We start from the raw sequence: 18,704 nt of genomic DNA on the forward strand, positions 1-18,704 counted from the left end.
AAAAGAGTGAGAAGAATATCTCCTCACTCACATTTTTCCATTAACCTTTAAATTGTTAACTAAATTTGAAATGTCGTTTCCTAGTTTGTTCAATTGTTGTTTTGAACCATTAAAATTCTCTATGTGTATACCTCCAAGATTAATTTCCCCTGTTGCTGTTGAAGTAGGGGAGAGAGCAGGAATGCCAATTTTAGGTGTCAAATGTCCAATGAGATTTTGCAATCGATTATCATTTAGAACTACTTCTCCGTTTAATAACTTTGCAAATTGTTCATTTGGTTTTATGGTCGAAAGCTTATCAATTAAAGATGCAAGTCTACTTCCTTTGCCACCAACAACTCCACCGTCATGATATACTTTTAATTTTTCTAATTCAGACCAATGCCCATCTGGGAATCCATACTTTTGACGTATTCTCTCATTATCTTCATGTAGCTCTTTTTTTCTAGCAGGATCATTTGTTAGTTCGTAAACTTTTTTATTGTTGAGGTATCTATGCCAAGCATACAATCTTGCAGACGTGTCTGAGTTTTGCTGTCCATCAATAATGTCGTAATGTTGGAGATAGCGCCAATGTCCATCCATGAAACCCCATTTTTTACGTAACTCTTCATTTTCTGCATTAAGCCTTTGTTTTTCTGCATTAGTAGCGTTATCGTATAATTTTTTATTGTTAATATATTTTTCCCATGCTGCAATTCTTTCAGGATCAGAAGGATCAAACTTTGAACCTCCATTATTTCCACCTGAGCCGCCTGAACCGATATTCCCAATATTATTCTGCATGTCCATGATTCTAGAAATCATGTTTTGAAGTTCTTGCCAACTCATACCTAATTCTTTGATAACACTTTCATTTTGAGATTTAAAGAAGTCTAAGAAATCACCAAGTTTTTCTTTCATTCCTTCAATATTACCGTTCATTAATTGATCACGTAAATCATTGAAGTATTTCTCATTTGCCAATAACTCATTGTAATGGTATTCGATTTCTCTTTTTTCTTTTTCAAGTCTTTCTTTAGTGGAGTCATATTTTTTCTGTTCTGACTTTTTCTGTTCATCAATAGTATCTTTATAATTATCTAATTCATCTTGCAAGCTTTGTTTTCTTAATTTAACAGAACGATCATATTGAAATTGTCTAATTTGATCCTGTAAATTTGCTAATTCTTCTTCAAGCTGTTTTCTTTTTGCGATAGCTTCTTGAGAGTCATCCAACATAAGAACATTAATTCTTTCACGAATTTTTTGTTCTTCTTTTTGCATTTTTGCTAGTTCTCTGTTAAATTCATCTTCACTGTATTGATCATCAATTAGTCTTAATTTTGCATTAATAATTCTCTCGTAAGCCTTTAAGTCTTCATCATACATTTTCATTCTTTCATTAAAGGCTTTTTCAAGTTGTTCCAACTCTTGATCAATAGCTTTCATTTCGATATCTCTGCGCTTCTCGTATGCTTTTTTGAGGATATCTATTGTGTCATCTGTAATTCTTTTTGTGCTATTTTTTATTGAATTTTCGAGTTCGATATACTGAAGAGATAAATCTTCAATTGTCTTCCGTAGCTCTTTTTGTTGCTCAATGGTTAAACTTTGCACTAACAACTGCTTTTCTAGTGCTTGTATATGCTCTAAAATTAATTTTTGTTTTTGTTGTGTTAATTTAATTTCTTCTTCGAGTAATTTTTCATGTTCGCTCGTACCTTCAATATACAAATTTTGCAGTTTAGTATTTTTTTCTAAGGCAAAGTTTAATTTATCTATTTTCTCTGTATACTCTTGTGTCAGAGAGTTGATAATTCTAAGTGATACTTCATCTCTGCGTGCTGCATTCGCAAATCTTTCTTCGTACAGTTCGTCAAGTTTTGCCCTTAACTCTGCTCTAGTTGTCGTAGACATTTGAGTTGTTTCCATTAATTTGCGAATTTGTTTTTCTTCATTCGCAATTAATTTTTGTCTTTCTATAAGGGCATCTCTTTGTTTTTCCAACTCATCACGATAAGCCTTAGAACTGGTTGATAGGTGATAGGTTGATAACTCTAGGCGATCTGCAACTTTCTTTTGGTAATCTACTTGATAATCATACTGTGCAACTTGCGCCATGATAATATTATGACGAGCTTGTTCAATTTCCTGCTTAACGGATTCAATATCACTTTTCAATGAAAGTAAATCAGATTTTGCTTGATCGATTGCTGATAAATTGTTTGCTACATCTTTAGATAAATTGCTTGTAGTTACAGAGCCAGATTTTCCACCATACTGTTTATAGTAATTCAATACTTTTGGGACATACTTTTGCGTTTCTGGAAAAGGAGGTATGCCTCCATATTTTCTAACATTGCCGGGTCCCGCATTATAAGCTGCTAAGGCTTTTTCTATTGATCCCCCAAAAGCTTTCAGTTGCTGTGCAATGTATTTTGTTCCACCCATGATGTTTTGATATGGATCGTAAGCATTTTTAACTCCTAGACCTCTAGCTGTGGCAGGCATTAATTGCATCAATCCCATTGCGCCAGCATGAGATCTTGCTTTAGGATTAAAGCCTGATTCAGCTTTGATGATAGCTGCAATTAAATTTGGATCAACGCCATAAGTTGATGCAGCTTTATTGATATAGGATGCATATTGACCAGAATATGAACCTTTACTTGATGACGTAGAAACGGATGAACTGCTTGAAATAATTCCTGTTTGTTGAATTTTACCCGATTTAATTTGCTTATCTAGTGATTTAGCTTGATCTTCAAGTAACTTTTTCTTTTGTTCGAGTAATTTTAATTCTGATTTAAGTGCGCTTTGATATTGCTTTGAGTGTTCAGGAAATTTCTTCTGAATAGCTTGTTGTTTTTCGAGTTCAAAATTTAACTTTTCAAGTGCTTGACGGAATTTATCTGTTACATATGTATGTTTTTCAGTTTCTTTTGCAGATTTGGAAGTTGATTTGGATAAATTATCAAAACTTGTTTTAGTTGATATTGAACCAACAGAAATATTCATTAGGGATGCTGACATGGATTTCAAAGCATCATTTAGTGATTTTTGTTTAGCGAGTATTTGTTGTGTTTCGTTGCTGTCAATAGCGCCAGCCATCATTGCTCTAACTGTTTGATCGCTAATGGCTGCTGTACCATCTGCTTGGATTTGAAAATATTTAGCCCATGCTCCTGCCAGAGTCTTTAATAAGCCTTGCTCAAGTTCTAATTTAGCATTAGCCAATGTTTTAGCGTTTGAAAGATCAACATTGTACATTTTTGCCAAATTATCAAAATAGGCTTTATTACTCGATAATAAGGTTTTAAAATATGATTCACTATCTTTAATTTTATTGTAGATTGCATTTTGTGCAGCTTTCTCTTCTTCAGCAATTTTTAATTTAATTTGATCAATCAATGCTGATTCGTCATGCATATATGCTAAAAGTTCAGGATAGTTTTTAAGAATTTTCCCAATAGAATCAGCAGAAAGTTGATGAGACTCAGATAATTCATCTAAAAACTTGTTAAGATCTGATATTGACGAAACGGCATTATCGTAAGCTTCAGCAAATTTATCTGCTGAATCGGCTGCTTCTTCGGTGGCGTCACTCAAATCAATAAAAGACTCTCCTGTATCAATCGCCATTAGCATAGCAGCTCTTAATTCTTCAGTGCTTCTGCCAGTAGATTTAGATAGTTTTTCAAAGTCTAGAGAAGCTATTAGGGCACTTGTTGCCGACTGTGAAAGTGAATTTGCAATCCCATCAATAATATTCTTATCAGTATCTTTTGGAAGAAGATTAATCAAAGCATCTTTCACACTTGCAAACGAATCATTTACTGCATCTTTATATTTTTCAAGATCCTTTGGATCGAAGCCTTGACTAATCTTATCTTGATATGTCTTAACTGCATCACCATAAGTTTTTAAAACATTTGTAAAATCTGCATTATGTAGAGAAGTTAAAATAGAATTAAAAACATTATTAATCTCTGTAGAAGCCATATCAGAAGTAGCGACAAACAAAGAAAAATCATTAATTATTCCTTTTGTTGTATCACTTACACTTCCATTCAGTTTTACATTTGAATCAATCATTTCCATTAAAGCTGATTGATAAACTGATTTAAAATTAACTAACTCAGCTTCATACATTTTATATTCATCGACAACACTTTTAAGTTTGTTATATTCACGTTGCTCAAAAAAGCTTAACTCATTACCTTTTCCTATCTTTTCATTTAATTTATCATATTTTTCAATTACTTCATCAATATTTCTACCCAAAAAAGCATTTTTATCAAAACCTGTTAAGAATTCAAACCAGTTCTGTTCTAAGATATTTTTTAATTTTTTTTCAGTGTCTTCAATACTTTTCTGGACAGAATCTAAAGACTCCTGAGACTCTTCTTGCTTTTTTAAAGCATTCAGCGTTTTTTGCGACTCAATTTGTTTTTCTATTAATGCTATCTGAGCTTTAACTTTATCACTTGTTCCAATTATTTTGTTACCATATTGGTCTTCACCTATAACTAATTCCGGCATAAGGTTTGCTAGTTGATTTCTTACTGAATTAAATTCACTAAGATCTTCTACAGAGTAGTCCGTGTTATTTATTTTACTACTTAAAGATTCATATCTTTCAGCAAGTAATTGAATGTCCTTTTCATTTCTTTGGTAACTTTCAGACAATTGCCTGTTTTTTCTTTCAAATTCTTCTACACTTTGTCTGGTTTCACCCATTTTGCGTAAAAGAAAATCTAACCCCATTCCTATTCCTACTGCAATTGCTCCAATTCCAGTTGACAATAGAATCCCTTTTAAAGCTTTAGATGTAATTCCTAATGTTGTAAAAGCTCCATTTAGTAATCTAGTTTCAATTAAAGTGGCTTTCATACTTTTGCTGAATGCCATTATAGTAAAACTAGCAAGCCCTAATACTAAAGGTAGACCTCCTACAATTTCTACTAAATTACCTACTCCAGATGTTAAAGATTTAACTCCTTCAAGGGATTGAATGAAAGACTCTGTAATAAAACTTTCACCGAATGTTAATGCTAATTCTTCAAGATGCTGATTCATAAGATTTATTCTAGCTTCTAAAGATTTCATATACTCTTCGTTTTCAGCAGAAGCAGAACCTAAACTGTCCCTAGAATCATTGAGTTGTTTTTCGAAAATATCCCAATTGTCAATTAACGCTGTAAGTCTTGAAATATGAAACTTGCCAGCTAACCCTTCCATAACCGCTGCTTTTTCAACTCTAGAAATTTCTTTGACTTTATCAGCTACATCTGCGTAAATATCTATTACATGTCGCATATCGCCAGTTTTAGCGTCAATAAATTCAACACCAATTGACTTAAGAGCTTCTTGTGCTGGCTTCCCAAGCAACCTAGGTAAAACATTTTTCACAAAATTTCCCACTTCATTCCCTGATTGCTTAGTAGCAGCAGTTACTGTTCCGATGATTGCATTTAGCTCATCCATATCAAGCCCAAACGCATTTGCCGTTGCCCCTGCTTTAGCCATCCCTGATGCTAGCTTCTCAACTGTAGTTGCATTTCGATTCGACACATTATTCCATGCATCGATAACTTTCATTGACTCTTTGGTTTCGAGACGGAACTGTACCATAGCCGAAGTGAGAAATTGTGCTGCTTGAGCGCTTGAAATCTCCCCTACGTTAGAGGTGATTAAACCTGCTTCCCCTAGATTAATTAAATCTTGCTCATTATACCCTTGGCGAGCAAACTCCGTGTATGCATCTAGTGTCTCACGGAGTGATTTTCCAAATTTTTCCGCACTAATTCTAGCGTTATCCATGACATTTTCAAAATTGGTATCTTCGTCCATGACTTTTTTCAAATTAGTGAGACGTGTATCGATCTCTATGATGATTCCAATAGTTGACTGTAGCGATCTTAATGACCCATAGAAGGCTGTAGTTGCTCCCATCCATACCGGAAATTTCCAATTATGTTACCTCTAAGGCTTTTTATCCTTAGATTCTCATAGTTTCCAAATGAGTTCAGCATATATTTTCATCTCTTTGAGATGGTGGAGACTCGTGGAAGGATTTTTGCTCTCATACCGCTCACCTTCTATGCGTTACAAAGACTATTGATGATAGCCCTCTCGGTATTATCATATTATTAATTTAATTATTAATAACTTAGACTTCACCGATTTTCCCCACTAGTAATCTACAGTGTCACCACTGTAGACGGCAAAAATTCACCATTGCTGTACGGAAAGCATCCATGATTGTCATTGAAGATCTGGCTGATTCTCTAGCAGCATCTTGAAATTGTTTTAATTGTGTCTTTGCCTTGCTTAATTCATTTGCTGCATTTCTTGCGCTTACTGGTATACGTTCTAATTGTTGTATATATTTAATAAGTCCTTGAGTATCTGCTGTTTTGGAATGGGTTTTTATTAAATTTTGAGCATCACTTATTAATTTTTGCTGAAGTTGTTTGTTGTTTGCACTGCTAGTGACCAGTTGTAATTTCTGTTGAATCTTATCTAATTCTTGAATATTTCTTGTGCTTTTAATTGAATTATTAAATTTTTCAAAAGTTGATTGTCCAATTTTTCCTTGATCAAATAACTTTTGAAAACCCTGTATCAAGTTGTTTTGCTGCTGCTTTAAAATATCATTAAATTTTAAATTTTTTATACTTTTATTTAATTGTTCTATTTGCTTGACTGAACTTGATAAGTTAACACTTCTCGCTAACCCCTTTAATTCCTCTTTTGTTAGTTTTCCAGTGCGCCATAGCTCTTGAAGAGATTTTCTAGCTTTATCTTGTTCTTGTGTTAAAACTTTATAATTATTAATATCTTTGATGCTTATTACGTTATCTTGACTATCAGTTTTAATAACTCTTGCATTACCTTGTTCATTTATATATTTACTTGTAACGTCTTTTACTGAGCCTTTATTTGTTTTTCGGATCTGTTCACTTAAGAGGGAATAACCTTTCGTTAACTCTTCAACACTTTTTTTTTGATTGTTCAGGCTATTATTTACTTGACCTAAAGATGATTGCGCATTTTTAGCACCTTCTACGATCTGTGAAAATTCATTTTTCATTCCGTTGAAATAAGTTCGAGTTACCTTAGTGCCATCTTGCATTGTCATCTGCTCTATTACTTTATTAGTATTTACAGCCGACTGACCAATCTTCTTAACTTGATCGTTAAACTTTGTGAGAGTTTGCAAGACTTTATCGTCCACTTGAATTTTCAAATTTAACGATTTTACGCTTTTTTCCAATGCTTTTATATGGTCATTAATCTCACCTATAGATTTTCCCACATTTAAACCGGCAACAATTCTAATCTTTAGATCGTTGTTAGTCATTTAGACACTCCTTTCTAAAAAAATAAAAAGAAGTGTCTAAATGACTAGACACTTCTCATACTTTTGTTCCTCTCTATAATCACAGTGAGGGAACGATACCAATCTTCAATTGTATTTATAATAGCTTTAGAATTTTCATTAAGGACATCCAAACCTACGTCACTTTTATAAAATGGGATTACAACTCTAGGATTCAATAAATCATTTATGACAATTTCCAGTGAAAGCTCTTTTATTTTTTCTTTAGAATTTGTTTTGCCTGTGGTAGCGCCAATTAAAGTTCCCAACCCACCAAGGGCTACTCCACCGACAATTCCTCTTGTGACTTGCGATCCAAATGATGAAGAAGTAATTGTTTCATTATTCTTAATTACCTTAGATTCTATAATATCTCTAAACTCAATTTCTTTATAATTAAATTCATCAGACAAGTTTTCTCTACTCAAAATAGCAATTTTACCCATTTTTTCATTAAGTGCGATTGCATATTTTGAATCAAATAAAAGTGTACTTTTATCAGGTATAAAATCATTTTCTTGAAATGCTTTATTGAAAAATTTTTCAGTTTCAGCCTTAAAGCGCTTTTGATTTTTTGACGAAGTAAACAGTAACATTATCAAGAAGAAAAAGCTTGTAGCAATAAAAATAAATTTGGAATATAAAATTCCCAATATTATCAAAGAAAAAAATAAAATTAAGAATAACCAAGCTGTAGATCTCTTCATCACTATGGAATCAACTCCCAACAGAGTATTATAATCCCATTATATTAGATTTAGACAAAAATAAAAAGCCGTCTATTTATAAACGACTTAACTGGTTCAAAATGTCTACCTACCAGTATCTTCTTTAATTAATTTCAAAATATCATCATAAGTTATATTTTTCTTCTTCATTTGATCTTGTATTTTGTTTCTAATCCTCTTAAAAGTTTCAGAGTAAGTTTTTTCTATATTTTCTCTTTGCATATGCTGCTCACTCCCCAAAAATTACTCAAACTTCTACTAGATTTCGTTCTTTGATTTAGTAAATTAATATCTTTTTCTTTTGCAGAGGAAAGCAGGGTAGTTCTATTGCGTTTAAGCTTTCTTATAGACGCTATTTTTTGAACAGCAGGCATATCTTATTCCTCCTTTTCGCATACGAACAATATTGTTTTTTTGAGGATAATATAAAGTCGTCAAAAATATATTTCAGACGACTTTATATCCCAGAGAAATTTTTTACACAATTACTTTCAAGCCATTGAGTTATTTCATCTATATCCATTCTCTTATTGGCAACCTCTAATGTGATTTTATATAAATCATAATCTTCTACTATTAATTCATATCCATTAATGAGAAGGAATGTAAGACAACATTTAACACCTGTTCGTTTATTTCCGTCACAAAAATATTGATGGGTTGCGAACCCTTCCAAATAAACGGCTGCTTTTTGAAATAAATCAGGATAGATTTCTTGTTCAAATAAATACTGTTTTGGCTTATCAGCCATATAATCTATCATTCCTGATTCATTTTCACCATAAATTCCACCATATTCTTCAATCATTTCATCATGCAAATATCTAATATCTTCAGGATCTAGATAGTAAAATTCCATACTAGTTTTTGCTGATTAATTTCAATGCTTTATCATATCTTTGATTGATTTTCTTTGATGCTTTTTTTATCATTTCTTTTCGTAAAGCATTATCAACTTTTAATCTTTCTTGTGGTATAGCCATTTTTTCATCCTCCTTTTCAGACATATAACGGACACCTCCTTGAAAAAGTGGTATCTATTATATGCTATTTCTATCTAAATTATACCATTTTTCTTCCACTGTGGAATATTTTTTGATGAAAAAGTTATATAAGTGTTTGGTTAGACGACTATATTGATATTTATTTCTTTAAATTTACTTTTTAAACCCTTATAATTATTGTGAAGGTCATCTGGGAATAAGGGTACGAAGTTATATTTTTTTAATTTGTTGTAATATTTAATCTTTCTATGAGTTTTCTTTTTATAATTCTTCATATAATCTGTTTCTGGCTTTTCAAGATATAAACCAAAATACTCAACAATCAGTTCATCATTAATGATCCAGTCAGGAAGATATGATTCATTCTTATTCTTGAACTCCGAACTATTTCTATTTTTCGGCTTATAGACTCTTTGAAAGTTTCTTAATAGTATATCATGCACTTGCTTTTCTTCAATCGAATCTAATTTTGTATCGTCAATATCACTAATTCTTTTGTAGTAACTAGTGTATTTAATTTGTTTGCCATAAATCATAGTTAACATAAAAGGAATGTCGTATTTTGCTACCAAAGTGGTAAGTTTGTACTTACTTAGCAACTTATTAATATTATGATTAGTAATTTCACTAACATCTGAAATTATTTTATCCCTAATCAATTGTTCAATAAACCAAATTAGTGCGTCCCTGAGATTACTAGGTTCATTCCAAAAATCATTTGGGACATGTTTGAATTCCCATCTTTTCCATCTATTTGGATACATAAAATTCATTGCATTATAGGGAGATAATTGAAAACAATGCGCTAACATTGAACCTAATTTATATCGTTCGAAGATATTTCTATTTGCAATCAATGGTATGTCATCTATTTGTGTAACAACTTTGTCTTCAAATAATTTACCAATAAACCAATTCATCATTTCTTTAATATTTTCATCATTTTTATAGTAATTTTTTGGCACATTAAAAAACCATTTTTTGAATCTATCTGGATCAACAAAAACAGCCAATTCAGAAAAACTACCATTAAACCTCTTAACCATTCCACTAATTTGATATTCTCTTAATTTTTTATGATAAGATATTTTCGGTAAATTATCTATGGATTCGATAGTACCATCCTCAATGAGTTTATTCATAAACCAATAGAATGCATTTTTTGTATGTTCATAATTCTCCCAATAGCCATCATCCACCATGTTATATTCCCACGGTTCGTAACTTCCTTCAAATACCTCTTTCAGGAGTGTATTTATTCCGAAACGATCTGCTATACTACCAATATGAAATTTAACAAAGTTTTTTTGAGTTAAAAAACATTTTGCTTCATTCATGTTTTTTATGTAATTATTTTTTATTAAATATTCTATTAAATGAAGTACAATGTTTTTTGCTTGATTGATAGTGATATTTTGAACAAATCCATCTGGGAATCTATTATTTTCTTTATTCAAAATTTTATCAAATAATTCTACTTCATTATAATTTGACTGATTGACTTTGTGTTTATTGATTGTGTTCTGAGATCTTTCTTGATAGGAGCAATCTTTACATAATATTCTATTAGATTTCTCTAGTGTGACATTAATATCGTGATATCTTTTAATGAATTTATTTTTACATTCTCCTTTGTCACATTCATATTCTACTCTTACACTCGAATTTAACATTAAATCTTCTGCTCTAACTTTAAATTTTTGTCCTATTCCATTATATAAATATCCTTTTTCCTCAAACCATTTTTTATTTTTGCTTCCCCAAGTAACTTCTACTATTTGATTGGGTATCATTACCATTTGTTCATCACTCCATTTCTACTACACTCCCTAAAAAAAGAATATCAGGCAGGCGAAGTGTAGGGAGTGATCTTCACTTTTCTTCACAATTGATCAGACTGTTGCACGACTGCCTGTTAAAAACAATATCCAAAATTCTATGTATCAATCAATCTACCAAGTTACCATCTTCATCAAAAATTCCTTTAATATCCGTATTCCAATCCTTACCCTTAACTAATATTTTCTCACCGGTTACATTTTCAATTAAAATACTAACACTTTTTGTCATTTCATCCGAAATCTTATAAGCGCCTTCGAGTAAACTCATTTCGTCTAGTGGTTCACACACAGGCACTTCGAATAATACGGTCATTTCTGCGAATACTGATGGTTTCATACTATATCGCTCCCTTTAATTGTTTGTAATTTTATGTATTACAAATTGTTGTTAAACTTATAATAAAGGGTTTATAAACCTTTTGTCAATAGTATATCTATAATTTCTAAAAAGTTTATAAATAGTGTAGATATTAACTATTCGATAGTGTATACTGAATAATATATTAATCTTGAAAAGGGGAGTACAAATGAGTATCTCAGATAGCAATGAAAGACTTACTGTTATCATTTCAAAAGATCTTAAAGCTAAAATCCGCAACTTGGCTGTTGCTAATAATAGAAGTATAAGTAATTATGTTGTCACTGTCTTAGAAAATCATGTGGAGAAAAAACGAGTTATGGAAGATCTAACCCCACAAAAACACCCCAACCTAAAAGTCGCAGACAATAATGAACCATATAGAATTGACATTAATCTACCTGATGACAAATAAACACAAAAATTCCACAGTATTTTTCTGTGGAATTTTTATTATGTATTCAATTATTCGAACAAATCATATCTCATACTTACCGATTTTTTTCTCTTTTGCTGCTTATGTTGATTACGAACAAATCCATTACTTTCATAGAAGCGAGGGGTATCTTCTCTAAACTCAATATCAGCATCTACTGTAAGAAATCTACACGCAATCCCATTAAGTTCTAATTTTGCAGCATATCCTAATGCCATGTATAAAAGGTATGATCCGTAATGATACTCCTGATGTTCTATTGAAACAGCTAATTTCCCAATTTTCATTGCAGGAACAGAACTGAAAGGGATATCTAATTTCAATCGTTCTTTCTCATCTTTGTCCAATAGAAAGGCATCAGCTAACAGTGCAAAATATCCAATAATACTTTCAGTATCTTTATGGATTAATAAATGCACCGAACTAATGCCATTAGATATATAATATTCCGCATCATTCACAAGAAAAAGATTATAATCTTCTTCGCCACAATTAAATTCTTCCAAATTATATTCTTTAGAAAATGGAACAATTTTAGTATGTTCTAATATTATCTCATATTCACCAGTTTCAAGATATTTCATATAATTACTACCTTATCTCTGAGTCGCTTTTTTTAACATCTCTAGGGCTGACTGTCTTTTTTGTTTACTTTTTAAAGAGTCTTTCTTTTTAAGCGACATTGTAAAATTAATAAGATCTTTACCCTTTAAAACTGGAGTAGCTTCAATAGGTTTCGCCATAAGTTTCTCCCCCTTATTGCACAATTAAGATCGCTCCTTTAATATGTATTATCTGTACATATTAGTCACAATCTTTATTTTTTCCTCTATCTAAATTATACCAAAATATCCTAAACTATCAATCTAAAAATGTCAATAACTGTTCAGAACTGTCAAAACTTGTGCAGATTCAGTCAATACTATATGAAATTCTAGTAAAATCTTTTAATTCCTACTTTTTTCTTAAAAATTCTGTTGAAAAGTATTTGTCATATATAAACACAAAAACTCACTCCATTAATTTGAAGTGAGTTTTTCTATCTACATATTAAGTTTTGGGTAATGAAAAAGACCTCCAGCCACAAGAAAGGAGGTCTTTACAATCACTAAGGCAAGCTATGTATAAAAAACGCTCACCTTCTCAAACGATTCACTAGAGGTAAAACCTCTCTCATAACTATCTGTAATAAATATACCGAAATTCGGACAATATGTCAACATTTACCTAGACAATTATGCCAGATTTATTCATTGCATTTGATATATTGTCCATAATTTTTCCTTTGATTCTTCCATGTCTTGAAGTAAAATCAATCCTCATTTTGCTAACACAAACGATTCGCAACACATTTGCCCATCTTGGAATTGCTGCCAAATCAAACACATGAGGAATCTCTACACAGTAATCCTTGTTTTTCTTTGAAGGTGGGATTTTCCCACTTGACAAAGGAAGAACAAAAATACTATTACCCGTTTCTTTTAATATCACTGCTGGATGATGTCCACCAAATTCATTGCCAACATTAAAACCAAAGTGTATCCAATGAACATAGGAACGTCTTATGAAATTCTCTTTTTCCTTTGGAATGGAAAACGTGTTTTCATTTCTAATTAAATCAGTTTTTAATGTTATCCATTCTAGGTAATTTTTAAGTTTCTTTTTCGAGTCTTCATCATGATTATATAGTTTATTTTTTATATCTTTTAAAGATTGTACCGAATTTCCATATGATATTTCTATAGGATCTATAAATTTCACTTCCTGTTGATCGCTCATTCTTTCACCCCCAATCTTTCCCCATATTATACCATATTGAGAGTTTGATAGGAGGAAAGTTGTAGGAATTTGGTGAGATATGTAAGTCAGTTGTGTGATAAAAATTGTTGTTAAAGTGTTTTCTTGATATTGCCGTTATGAAAAAAAAGGGGGTGCCAGTTGTACGGACTGACACATTGAATGACAGTTCTTTTAGGTTGAAATTAAATCATATTTTATTTATATAATTATATAATTTGAATATATGTTAACTGAAAATCCCATTCTTTTCGTCTTCAAAATCTCTTAAATCATAGATTGAAGTAGTCGAAATATCATTGTGATGGGCTATGAACTTAGATACCAGAGAAATATCTACACCATTTTCAAGATGATAAGTAATACAACTGTTTTTAAATATGTGAACATTAATTCTCCTACCTAAAATATTACTTAGAACTTCAGTGCAAAAGTTATCAGCCCAAGTTGATGACATCTGTCGAATTTCACCACCATACTTTGTAGTGAAAATATTCTCGCTTTCGTAACCTCTAGATTCAATCCATTTCTTCCAATAGGGTAATACATCTAATGGAATCATATACTCTAATGGTTTACCGTCAACAGAAGAACCTTTACCTCTAACAATATGACTTAGCACATAGTTCTGACCATCTGGAATCTTATAATTAAGGATCTCGGTTTTGAATTGAATAATTTCAGAACGTCTTGCTCCCACTAAAAATGCAGTACCTAACCATGCCATTCCTAGATAATTCTCATCAGATTCTAATACTTTCATCATTTCTTGGTACTCATCGTATGTAACTTTTACTTTATCGTAAACTCTATTACGTGGAATTGCTGGCAAGCCCCTTGTAAAGTTTCTGAAGGTTTTGTAGTTTTTATCTTCATCTGCCACTACGTTTTCAATATAATTACATAGGCTAGAAACAGTTGCTTTCTTTAAATTCATTCCACTTGATGACATTTTTCTATCATCTCTTAAATAACTTAAGTATCTTAAAAAGTCTCTTTTTGTAATTTTGTATAAAGGCTTATCATTCATAGATTGATAGATAAACCATCCAAATTGCCGTAAAGACGACTTATATTGTTTCTTAGTTTGAGGACTATGAGATTGGACAGAAATAAATTCTTCAACTAAATTTCTATAATCATCATTTACTTGCTGCCACATTTCATCAGTAACATCAGGTAATTTCTTTGCACGCTCTCTAAGCATATTCTTTTCAATCTTACTCATCTGTTTCACCTCCTAGAAGTTATTCAATATTTAGTATAAATTTATTTATGTAATTCAATATTTTTTCCAATCTTTCATACGCAAACTTTTCATTATAATCATAGAATGAAAAAATATCTTTGGTATTTTTAGACGTATTACAAGGTTTACAAGAAGGTATTACATTCCCAAAAATGAAAAATCCACCTTCATTTAAAGGATGGATATGATCACAATGTAAATTTTGATTAAAAATTTCAAAATGTTTTTCTTGATTCATACCGCAATATGCGCAAGAATTATCAAAAATCGCAAAAATAGCCTCAATGTCTTCAATTGACAAATCATAGACAACTTGTTTTTCTATGCTCCTTCTTTTCTGTCTAGCAAGTCTAAGCCTTTCTTTTACTTCAGGTCTTTGATTATATTTCTGTCTCCTAGGTAGAGTACACTCCCTACACATTCCATTGCTTAAAAACTCATCTTCCAGTAATAATCTTCCGCATGGATTACAATATCTATATCCTTCAGGAATAAAACCTTTTAATACTTTATTTAAACGCTGAATTCCTGTTTTAAAACCCTTACACTTTTTACAAATTGTAGTACCATTAACTCTATCTTTTCGATTAAAATAGTATACTGGATCATCTGGATATTCAATATGGCAATTTGAGCAAATTTTGTAACCTTCTTTTCTTTTAATTTGATCGCAGGTATTTATTTTTGAAACTCCAAAGCCACTTTCTTTCTCCATGCATTCTTTGCAATTGCTACTGAAGCCTGTTTTATTACATCTACCATTAGTCCTCTGAAAATATAAAATATTCAATGGTAAGATTCTATCGCATTTATTGCAGTAGTGAAATCCATTTTCATTCAACTCTTTATTATAAGTTCTTCCCCATCCATATGAAGGAGCTCTTTCGCACAATTTACAATAGTGATGTAATTTTTTTCCTCCGGATGCAAAAAAATATGTATTTTCTGGAAGTTGTTTTCTACAATTACTGCAAATTCTAGTATTACCGTTCCAAAATTTCATTCTGAAACACTCCGTAATGTTTGAATGTGTATAATCAAGAATTAATTTTCTAAAACCACTTTCATCATCAATTTCCCAATGATAAAATGTATCACACAAATTTACCACACCTTCCACTGTTACCTTTCTAAGTACATAAAAAAAGAAACAGGCTTCTCCGAAAGGTGGGAGAAATACACGATGATCAGTCGTGTTACCTGTTTCAATCAATCTAGTTTATTAAACTAACGTTAATTTAATATTTAATTATTCCACATTCAAACCTTGCCTTCTCAAGCCATCCTTCATCGCTCTCTCTAACTTGTTACTCTTGGATAATTCATCTCTTGTATTCTTCACAAACGGACGAGAACCAATTTCTTTATCAAGATTACGTTTATATCCCCATTCATAATCTTTACCTTCTTCTATTACCTTAACTATGTCTCTACCATTCTCATTTCTAGTATTTTCTACTACTAAAACATTCTCACCCTCCATAGACTTATCAATGGATTCATTAAGTTTTCCTGTTCTTTGATAGTGTGGAGTAGTGCCGTCAGTAGAGTAGGGAGTGTATGCTTCATATACGTCTCTTTCTATTCGCTGTTGCATAGTTTTTTTGACTTCGGAAAAAACTTCATTTTGTAAGGCACTGTTGATTTTACTGTTCAGATACTTCTCCAAACTCTTTAAATCGTCAAATGTTGCCACTTATATATCAACTCCATTTATACTTCTGGAATTTGCTTTCTTTTTTTACTTAATTTTTCAATAACATCACGATTTTGTAACTCTAATTTTTCAAACTGTTCTTTTGCTGTTTTTTCCAAACTATTTAAAAACAAGAGATTTCCTGTTTGTTTAGCTAAGAAATCAAATACTTTATGTATTTCCTTCTGTAAAAACACTTCGTCAGCGATAATATTAAAAAGACTCTTACCTTCGATTTCATGATCTATAAAGGCATTCATTTCTACTAGTTTGCCTTCGTAAGTATCAGCAGTAAGTTGAGATTTAAAATGTGTAAAATATTTAATACAATGGAAAACAATAAATTTCATCAAAATATCTTGTTGAATTTCAAAATCCTGACCTTTAGATTGAAGTGTTTTTTGAATTTCAATAAGCATCTTTTCGATTTCAGTTTGAGGAAAGACAGGATAGAATGTGATAGTTGAACCGTCTTCGAGTTCAAACTTCTCTTTAACGTGGGTTTCTTTTGCTTTCTTTTTAACTTCCGAAAATTTAATATCAGTATTTTTTTTAACTGCCATTTTTTCTCCTCCTTTTTAGTTACAATAAAACCGTAGTTTTAATTAAAAAAGAGCAGGGGGGAGGGGCTAACCTTTTCCTGCTCAAAAAACTAAACTCGTATGTATTTTATTCGTCATTATCTGGTGGACTTTCAGGTGTCAACACAGTAACTAGACATGTGTCTGTTTTATCTCCATCATTAGTTCTAACTGTTATCGTTGCTTCGCCTTCACCAATTGCAGCAACATTTCCATTGTTGTCCACAGTAGCAATTTCCTCATTTGAACTTTCAAACACATATGACTTGTCGGTAGCATTACTTGGACTAACCGTAGCTATTAATTGAACTGTTTCATCAACATCCATAGTAATCTCATTAATGTCCAAAGTAACAGAAGTAACGGCAACAATAGGACTCATTACCTCAACATTAACTTCCTTTGATACACTAGGATCTGCAATAGAGAAAAATGTGATAGTGGTTTGACCTTCAGCTAGACCTTCTAATTCATAGTTTCCATCAATTTTAACTATCGAATCATCATCAATTTCATAAGAAATTCTTGTGTCAGCAGTCGTTGGGAGAATAGAAACATTGATAGGAAATTTTTCACCAACATCTAGAGTGACACTAGTTTCACTAACATTAATACTTTCAACTAATGAAAAGTCTGTAGTAACGATAACAGGAGATGACAAAGGACTTTCCTTTCCATTCGTTTCCATACTGACCTGAAATGAATATTCAGTATTCGGATTTAAATTATCAAAAGTGTATTGTTTTAACTTTGTAGTATCGACTTTAATTCCATCTTTATAAACGTTATACAATCTAATTTCCTCCTTTGAATATCCCCATATGTAACTAAGTCCAAGATATGGTTACTGTGGTATCACTCTTGGAATCTACAGTTACATTTTGGGGTACATTAGGGAGTTGTAGTGTCAGTGTTATCTCGTTCTACTTCAATAATACGACCGATACTTGTTGTATTCGGAGCAGCCATACATTCAAAGTTAACCTCTGGAGCAATAGCGTTTCCGTTTTCTAGAGCCATTTCAAATTCATCAGAAGGTACAACATGATCTAATTGAATATAGATGTCTTTTACAACGGCATTTGTATCAGGATCATAAGCAATCGTATGATATTCAAGTGTATATGCTTCAGCAAACTTCTCAGCATCCAATTCAACAATATCACCTGTAACTTCCTCTAGATAGATAACAGATACGTACTCACCTTCTTTTGCATGACCATCTGGAATTACTACTTTCCCAGATGCAGCTTCAACGTCTTTCAATTCACCTTTTGCATTACGTACTGTAACAGTAGTTACTGCAATATTTGAAATTGTAACTTCTAACTCACCATTTTCATTTTTAGTTACAGTTAAACCTTTTTCAGTTTTGTTAACTGTTGCTGTTCCATCTTTATCAATTTCAACGCCCTGAGTTAAAGAAAGAAACTCTTGGTCATAGAATGCATTACGAAGTGTAGAAGTTACTTCTTTCTGTCCTTTCATGATCGCAAGTGGTTTATTTCCAATACCACCATAAATTTTTTCGTTGATTCCTAAAGTTTGGGAAATTGATGTTAATTGAGCTTCAGCAGTAACGAATTTATGACCATCTCTTTTTCTTTTCATTACTACGTCAGCAGTATCAATAACTAATAATTTCATC

At 31.7% G+C, this 18,704-nt stretch carries 18 protein-coding genes; 1 reads left to right on the forward strand and 17 read right to left on the reverse strand.

All coding sequences use genetic code 11. The features are described from left to right. Window positions 1-27: 27 nt before the first annotated feature. From FCJ93_RS25630 to FCJ93_RS07475, 8 genes are all read right to left on the reverse strand, one after another. Complete coding sequence (locus FCJ93_RS25630) at window positions 28-5,937, reverse strand: phage tail tape measure protein (RefSeq protein WP_137743239.1); 5,910 nt, start codon at window positions 5,935-5,937, stop codon at window positions 28-30. A gap of 256 nt (window positions 5,938-6,193) precedes the next feature. Then, window positions 6,194-7,348, reverse strand: a complete 1,155-nt coding sequence (locus FCJ93_RS07455; protein ID WP_137743240.1) for a hypothetical protein — start codon at window positions 7,346-7,348, stop codon at window positions 6,194-6,196. Window positions 7,349-7,392: 44 nt separating this feature from the next. Further along, window positions 7,393-8,076 carry a hypothetical protein gene (locus FCJ93_RS07460; RefSeq protein ID WP_137743241.1) on the reverse strand — a complete coding sequence of 228 codons (684 nt, stop codon included), beginning with the start codon at window positions 8,074-8,076 and terminating at the stop codon, window positions 7,393-7,395. A 221-nt stretch (window positions 8,077-8,297) separates the two neighbouring features. Continuing rightward, the gene (locus FCJ93_RS24820; protein ID WP_170211232.1) at window positions 8,298-8,468 is read right to left on the reverse strand and encodes a hypothetical protein; all 171 of its coding nucleotides are present in this window, start codon (window positions 8,466-8,468) and stop codon (window positions 8,298-8,300) included. Window positions 8,469-8,551: 83 nt separating this feature from the next. Continuing rightward, window positions 8,552-8,953: a type II toxin-antitoxin system death-on-curing family toxin gene (locus tag FCJ93_RS07465; RefSeq protein ID WP_137743242.1), complete on the reverse strand. Its 402-nt coding sequence runs from the start codon at window positions 8,951-8,953 to the stop codon at window positions 8,552-8,554. A gap of 1 nt (window position 8,954) precedes the next feature. Then, window positions 8,955-9,101 carry a hypothetical protein gene (locus FCJ93_RS24825; RefSeq protein ID WP_170211233.1) on the reverse strand — a complete coding sequence of 49 codons (147 nt, stop codon included), beginning with the start codon at window positions 9,099-9,101 and terminating at the stop codon, window positions 8,955-8,957. A gap of 116 nt (window positions 9,102-9,217) precedes the next feature. After that, complete coding sequence (locus FCJ93_RS07470) at window positions 9,218-10,897, reverse strand: hypothetical protein (RefSeq protein WP_137743243.1); 1,680 nt, start codon at window positions 10,895-10,897, stop codon at window positions 9,218-9,220. A gap of 148 nt (window positions 10,898-11,045) precedes the next feature. After that, a complete protein-coding gene (locus FCJ93_RS07475; RefSeq protein ID WP_137743244.1) occupies window positions 11,046-11,276 on the reverse strand; it encodes a hypothetical protein in 231 nt (76 codons plus the stop codon). Window positions 11,277-11,466: 190 nt separating this feature from the next. On the opposite strand from FCJ93_RS07475, the gene FCJ93_RS25225 reads away from it, so the two are divergent. Then, window positions 11,467-11,712, forward strand: a complete 246-nt coding sequence (locus FCJ93_RS25225; protein ID WP_211344094.1) for a hypothetical protein — start codon at window positions 11,467-11,469, stop codon at window positions 11,710-11,712. 50 nt (window positions 11,713-11,762) lie between these two features. Here FCJ93_RS25225 and FCJ93_RS07485 read toward each other — a convergent pair whose 3' ends face one another. From FCJ93_RS07485 to FCJ93_RS07520, 9 genes are all read right to left on the reverse strand, one after another. Continuing rightward, complete coding sequence (locus tag FCJ93_RS07485; RefSeq protein WP_137743245.1) at window positions 11,763-12,317, reverse strand: N-acetyltransferase; 555 nt, start codon at window positions 12,315-12,317, stop codon at window positions 11,763-11,765. 12 nt (window positions 12,318-12,329) lie between these two features. Beyond that, window positions 12,330-12,476, reverse strand: a complete 147-nt coding sequence (locus tag FCJ93_RS24830) for a hypothetical protein (protein ID WP_170211234.1) — start codon at window positions 12,474-12,476, stop codon at window positions 12,330-12,332. Window positions 12,477-12,960: 484 nt separating this feature from the next. After that, window positions 12,961-13,512, reverse strand: coding sequence for a type II toxin-antitoxin system PemK/MazF family toxin (locus tag FCJ93_RS07490; RefSeq protein ID WP_137743246.1), 552 nt, complete (start codon window positions 13,510-13,512; stop codon window positions 12,961-12,963). A 247-nt stretch (window positions 13,513-13,759) separates the two neighbouring features. Continuing rightward, window positions 13,760-14,758 carry a tyrosine-type recombinase/integrase gene (locus tag FCJ93_RS07495; RefSeq protein ID WP_137743247.1) on the reverse strand — a complete coding sequence of 333 codons (999 nt, stop codon included), beginning with the start codon at window positions 14,756-14,758 and terminating at the stop codon, window positions 13,760-13,762. 19 nt (window positions 14,759-14,777) lie between these two features. Then, on the reverse strand, window positions 14,778-15,782 hold the full coding sequence (locus tag FCJ93_RS07500) for an HNH endonuclease (RefSeq protein ID WP_137743248.1): 1,005 nt from the start codon (window positions 15,780-15,782) through the stop codon (window positions 14,778-14,780). A 246-nt stretch (window positions 15,783-16,028) separates the two neighbouring features. Next, complete coding sequence (locus FCJ93_RS07505) at window positions 16,029-16,475, reverse strand: hypothetical protein (RefSeq protein ID WP_137743249.1); 447 nt, start codon at window positions 16,473-16,475, stop codon at window positions 16,029-16,031. Window positions 16,476-16,492: 17 nt separating this feature from the next. Continuing rightward, window positions 16,493-17,038, reverse strand: coding sequence for a hypothetical protein (locus FCJ93_RS07510; RefSeq protein ID WP_137743250.1), 546 nt, complete (start codon window positions 17,036-17,038; stop codon window positions 16,493-16,495). Between the two features lie 106 nt (window positions 17,039-17,144). Continuing rightward, the gene (locus FCJ93_RS07515) at window positions 17,145-17,849 is read right to left on the reverse strand and encodes an Ig-like domain-containing protein (RefSeq protein WP_137743251.1); all 705 of its coding nucleotides are present in this window, start codon (window positions 17,847-17,849) and stop codon (window positions 17,145-17,147) included. Between the two features lie 98 nt (window positions 17,850-17,947). After that, window positions 17,948-18,703, reverse strand: coding sequence for a hypothetical protein (locus tag FCJ93_RS07520; protein ID WP_137743252.1), 756 nt, complete (start codon window positions 18,701-18,703; stop codon window positions 17,948-17,950). Window position 18,704 lies beyond the last annotated feature (1 nt).

This window comes from Robertmurraya siralis, assembly GCF_005502275.1.
In the GTDB taxonomy this organism is placed as follows: Bacteria; Bacillota; Bacilli; order Bacillales; family Cytobacillaceae; genus Robertmurraya; species Robertmurraya siralis.

Coding starts and splice junctions, on each gene's coding strand:
- FCJ93_RS25630 (WP_137743239.1), bottom strand. CDS start 5,937: ATGGGAGCAACTACAGCCTTCTATGGGTCATTAAGATCGCTACAGTCA.
- FCJ93_RS07455 (WP_137743240.1), bottom strand. CDS start 7,348: ATGACTAACAACGATCTAAAGATTAGAATTGTTGCCGGTTTAAATGTG.
- FCJ93_RS24820 (WP_170211232.1), bottom strand. CDS start 8,468: ATGCCTGCTGTTCAAAAAATAGCGTCTATAAGAAAGCTTAAACGCAAT.
- FCJ93_RS07465 (WP_137743242.1), bottom strand. CDS start 8,953: ATGGAATTTTACTATCTAGATCCTGAAGATATTAGATATTTGCATGAT.
- FCJ93_RS24825 (WP_170211233.1), bottom strand. CDS start 9,101: ATGTCTGAAAAGGAGGATGAAAAAATGGCTATACCACAAGAAAGATTA.
- FCJ93_RS07470 (WP_137743243.1), bottom strand. CDS start 10,897: ATGGTAATGATACCCAATCAAATAGTAGAAGTTACTTGGGGAAGCAAA.
- FCJ93_RS07475 (WP_137743244.1), bottom strand. CDS start 11,276: ATGAAACCATCAGTATTCGCAGAAATGACCGTATTATTCGAAGTGCCT.
- FCJ93_RS25225 (WP_211344094.1), top strand. CDS start 11,467: ATGAGTATCTCAGATAGCAATGAAAGACTTACTGTTATCATTTCAAAA.
- FCJ93_RS07485 (WP_137743245.1), bottom strand. CDS start 12,317: ATGAAATATCTTGAAACTGGTGAATATGAGATAATATTAGAACATACT.
- FCJ93_RS24830 (WP_170211234.1), bottom strand. CDS start 12,476: ATGGCGAAACCTATTGAAGCTACTCCAGTTTTAAAGGGTAAAGATCTT.
- FCJ93_RS07490 (WP_137743246.1), bottom strand. CDS start 13,512: ATGAGCGATCAACAGGAAGTGAAATTTATAGATCCTATAGAAATATCA.
- FCJ93_RS07495 (WP_137743247.1), bottom strand. CDS start 14,758: ATGAGTAAGATTGAAAAGAATATGCTTAGAGAGCGTGCAAAGAAATTA.
- FCJ93_RS07500 (WP_137743248.1), bottom strand. CDS start 15,782: ATGAAATTTTGGAACGGTAATACTAGAATTTGCAGTAATTGTAGAAAA.
- FCJ93_RS07510 (WP_137743250.1), bottom strand. CDS start 17,038: ATGGCAGTTAAAAAAAATACTGATATTAAATTTTCGGAAGTTAAAAAG.
- FCJ93_RS07520 (WP_137743252.1), bottom strand. CDS start 18,703: ATGAAATTATTAGTTATTGATACTGCTGACGTAGTAATGAAAAGAAAA.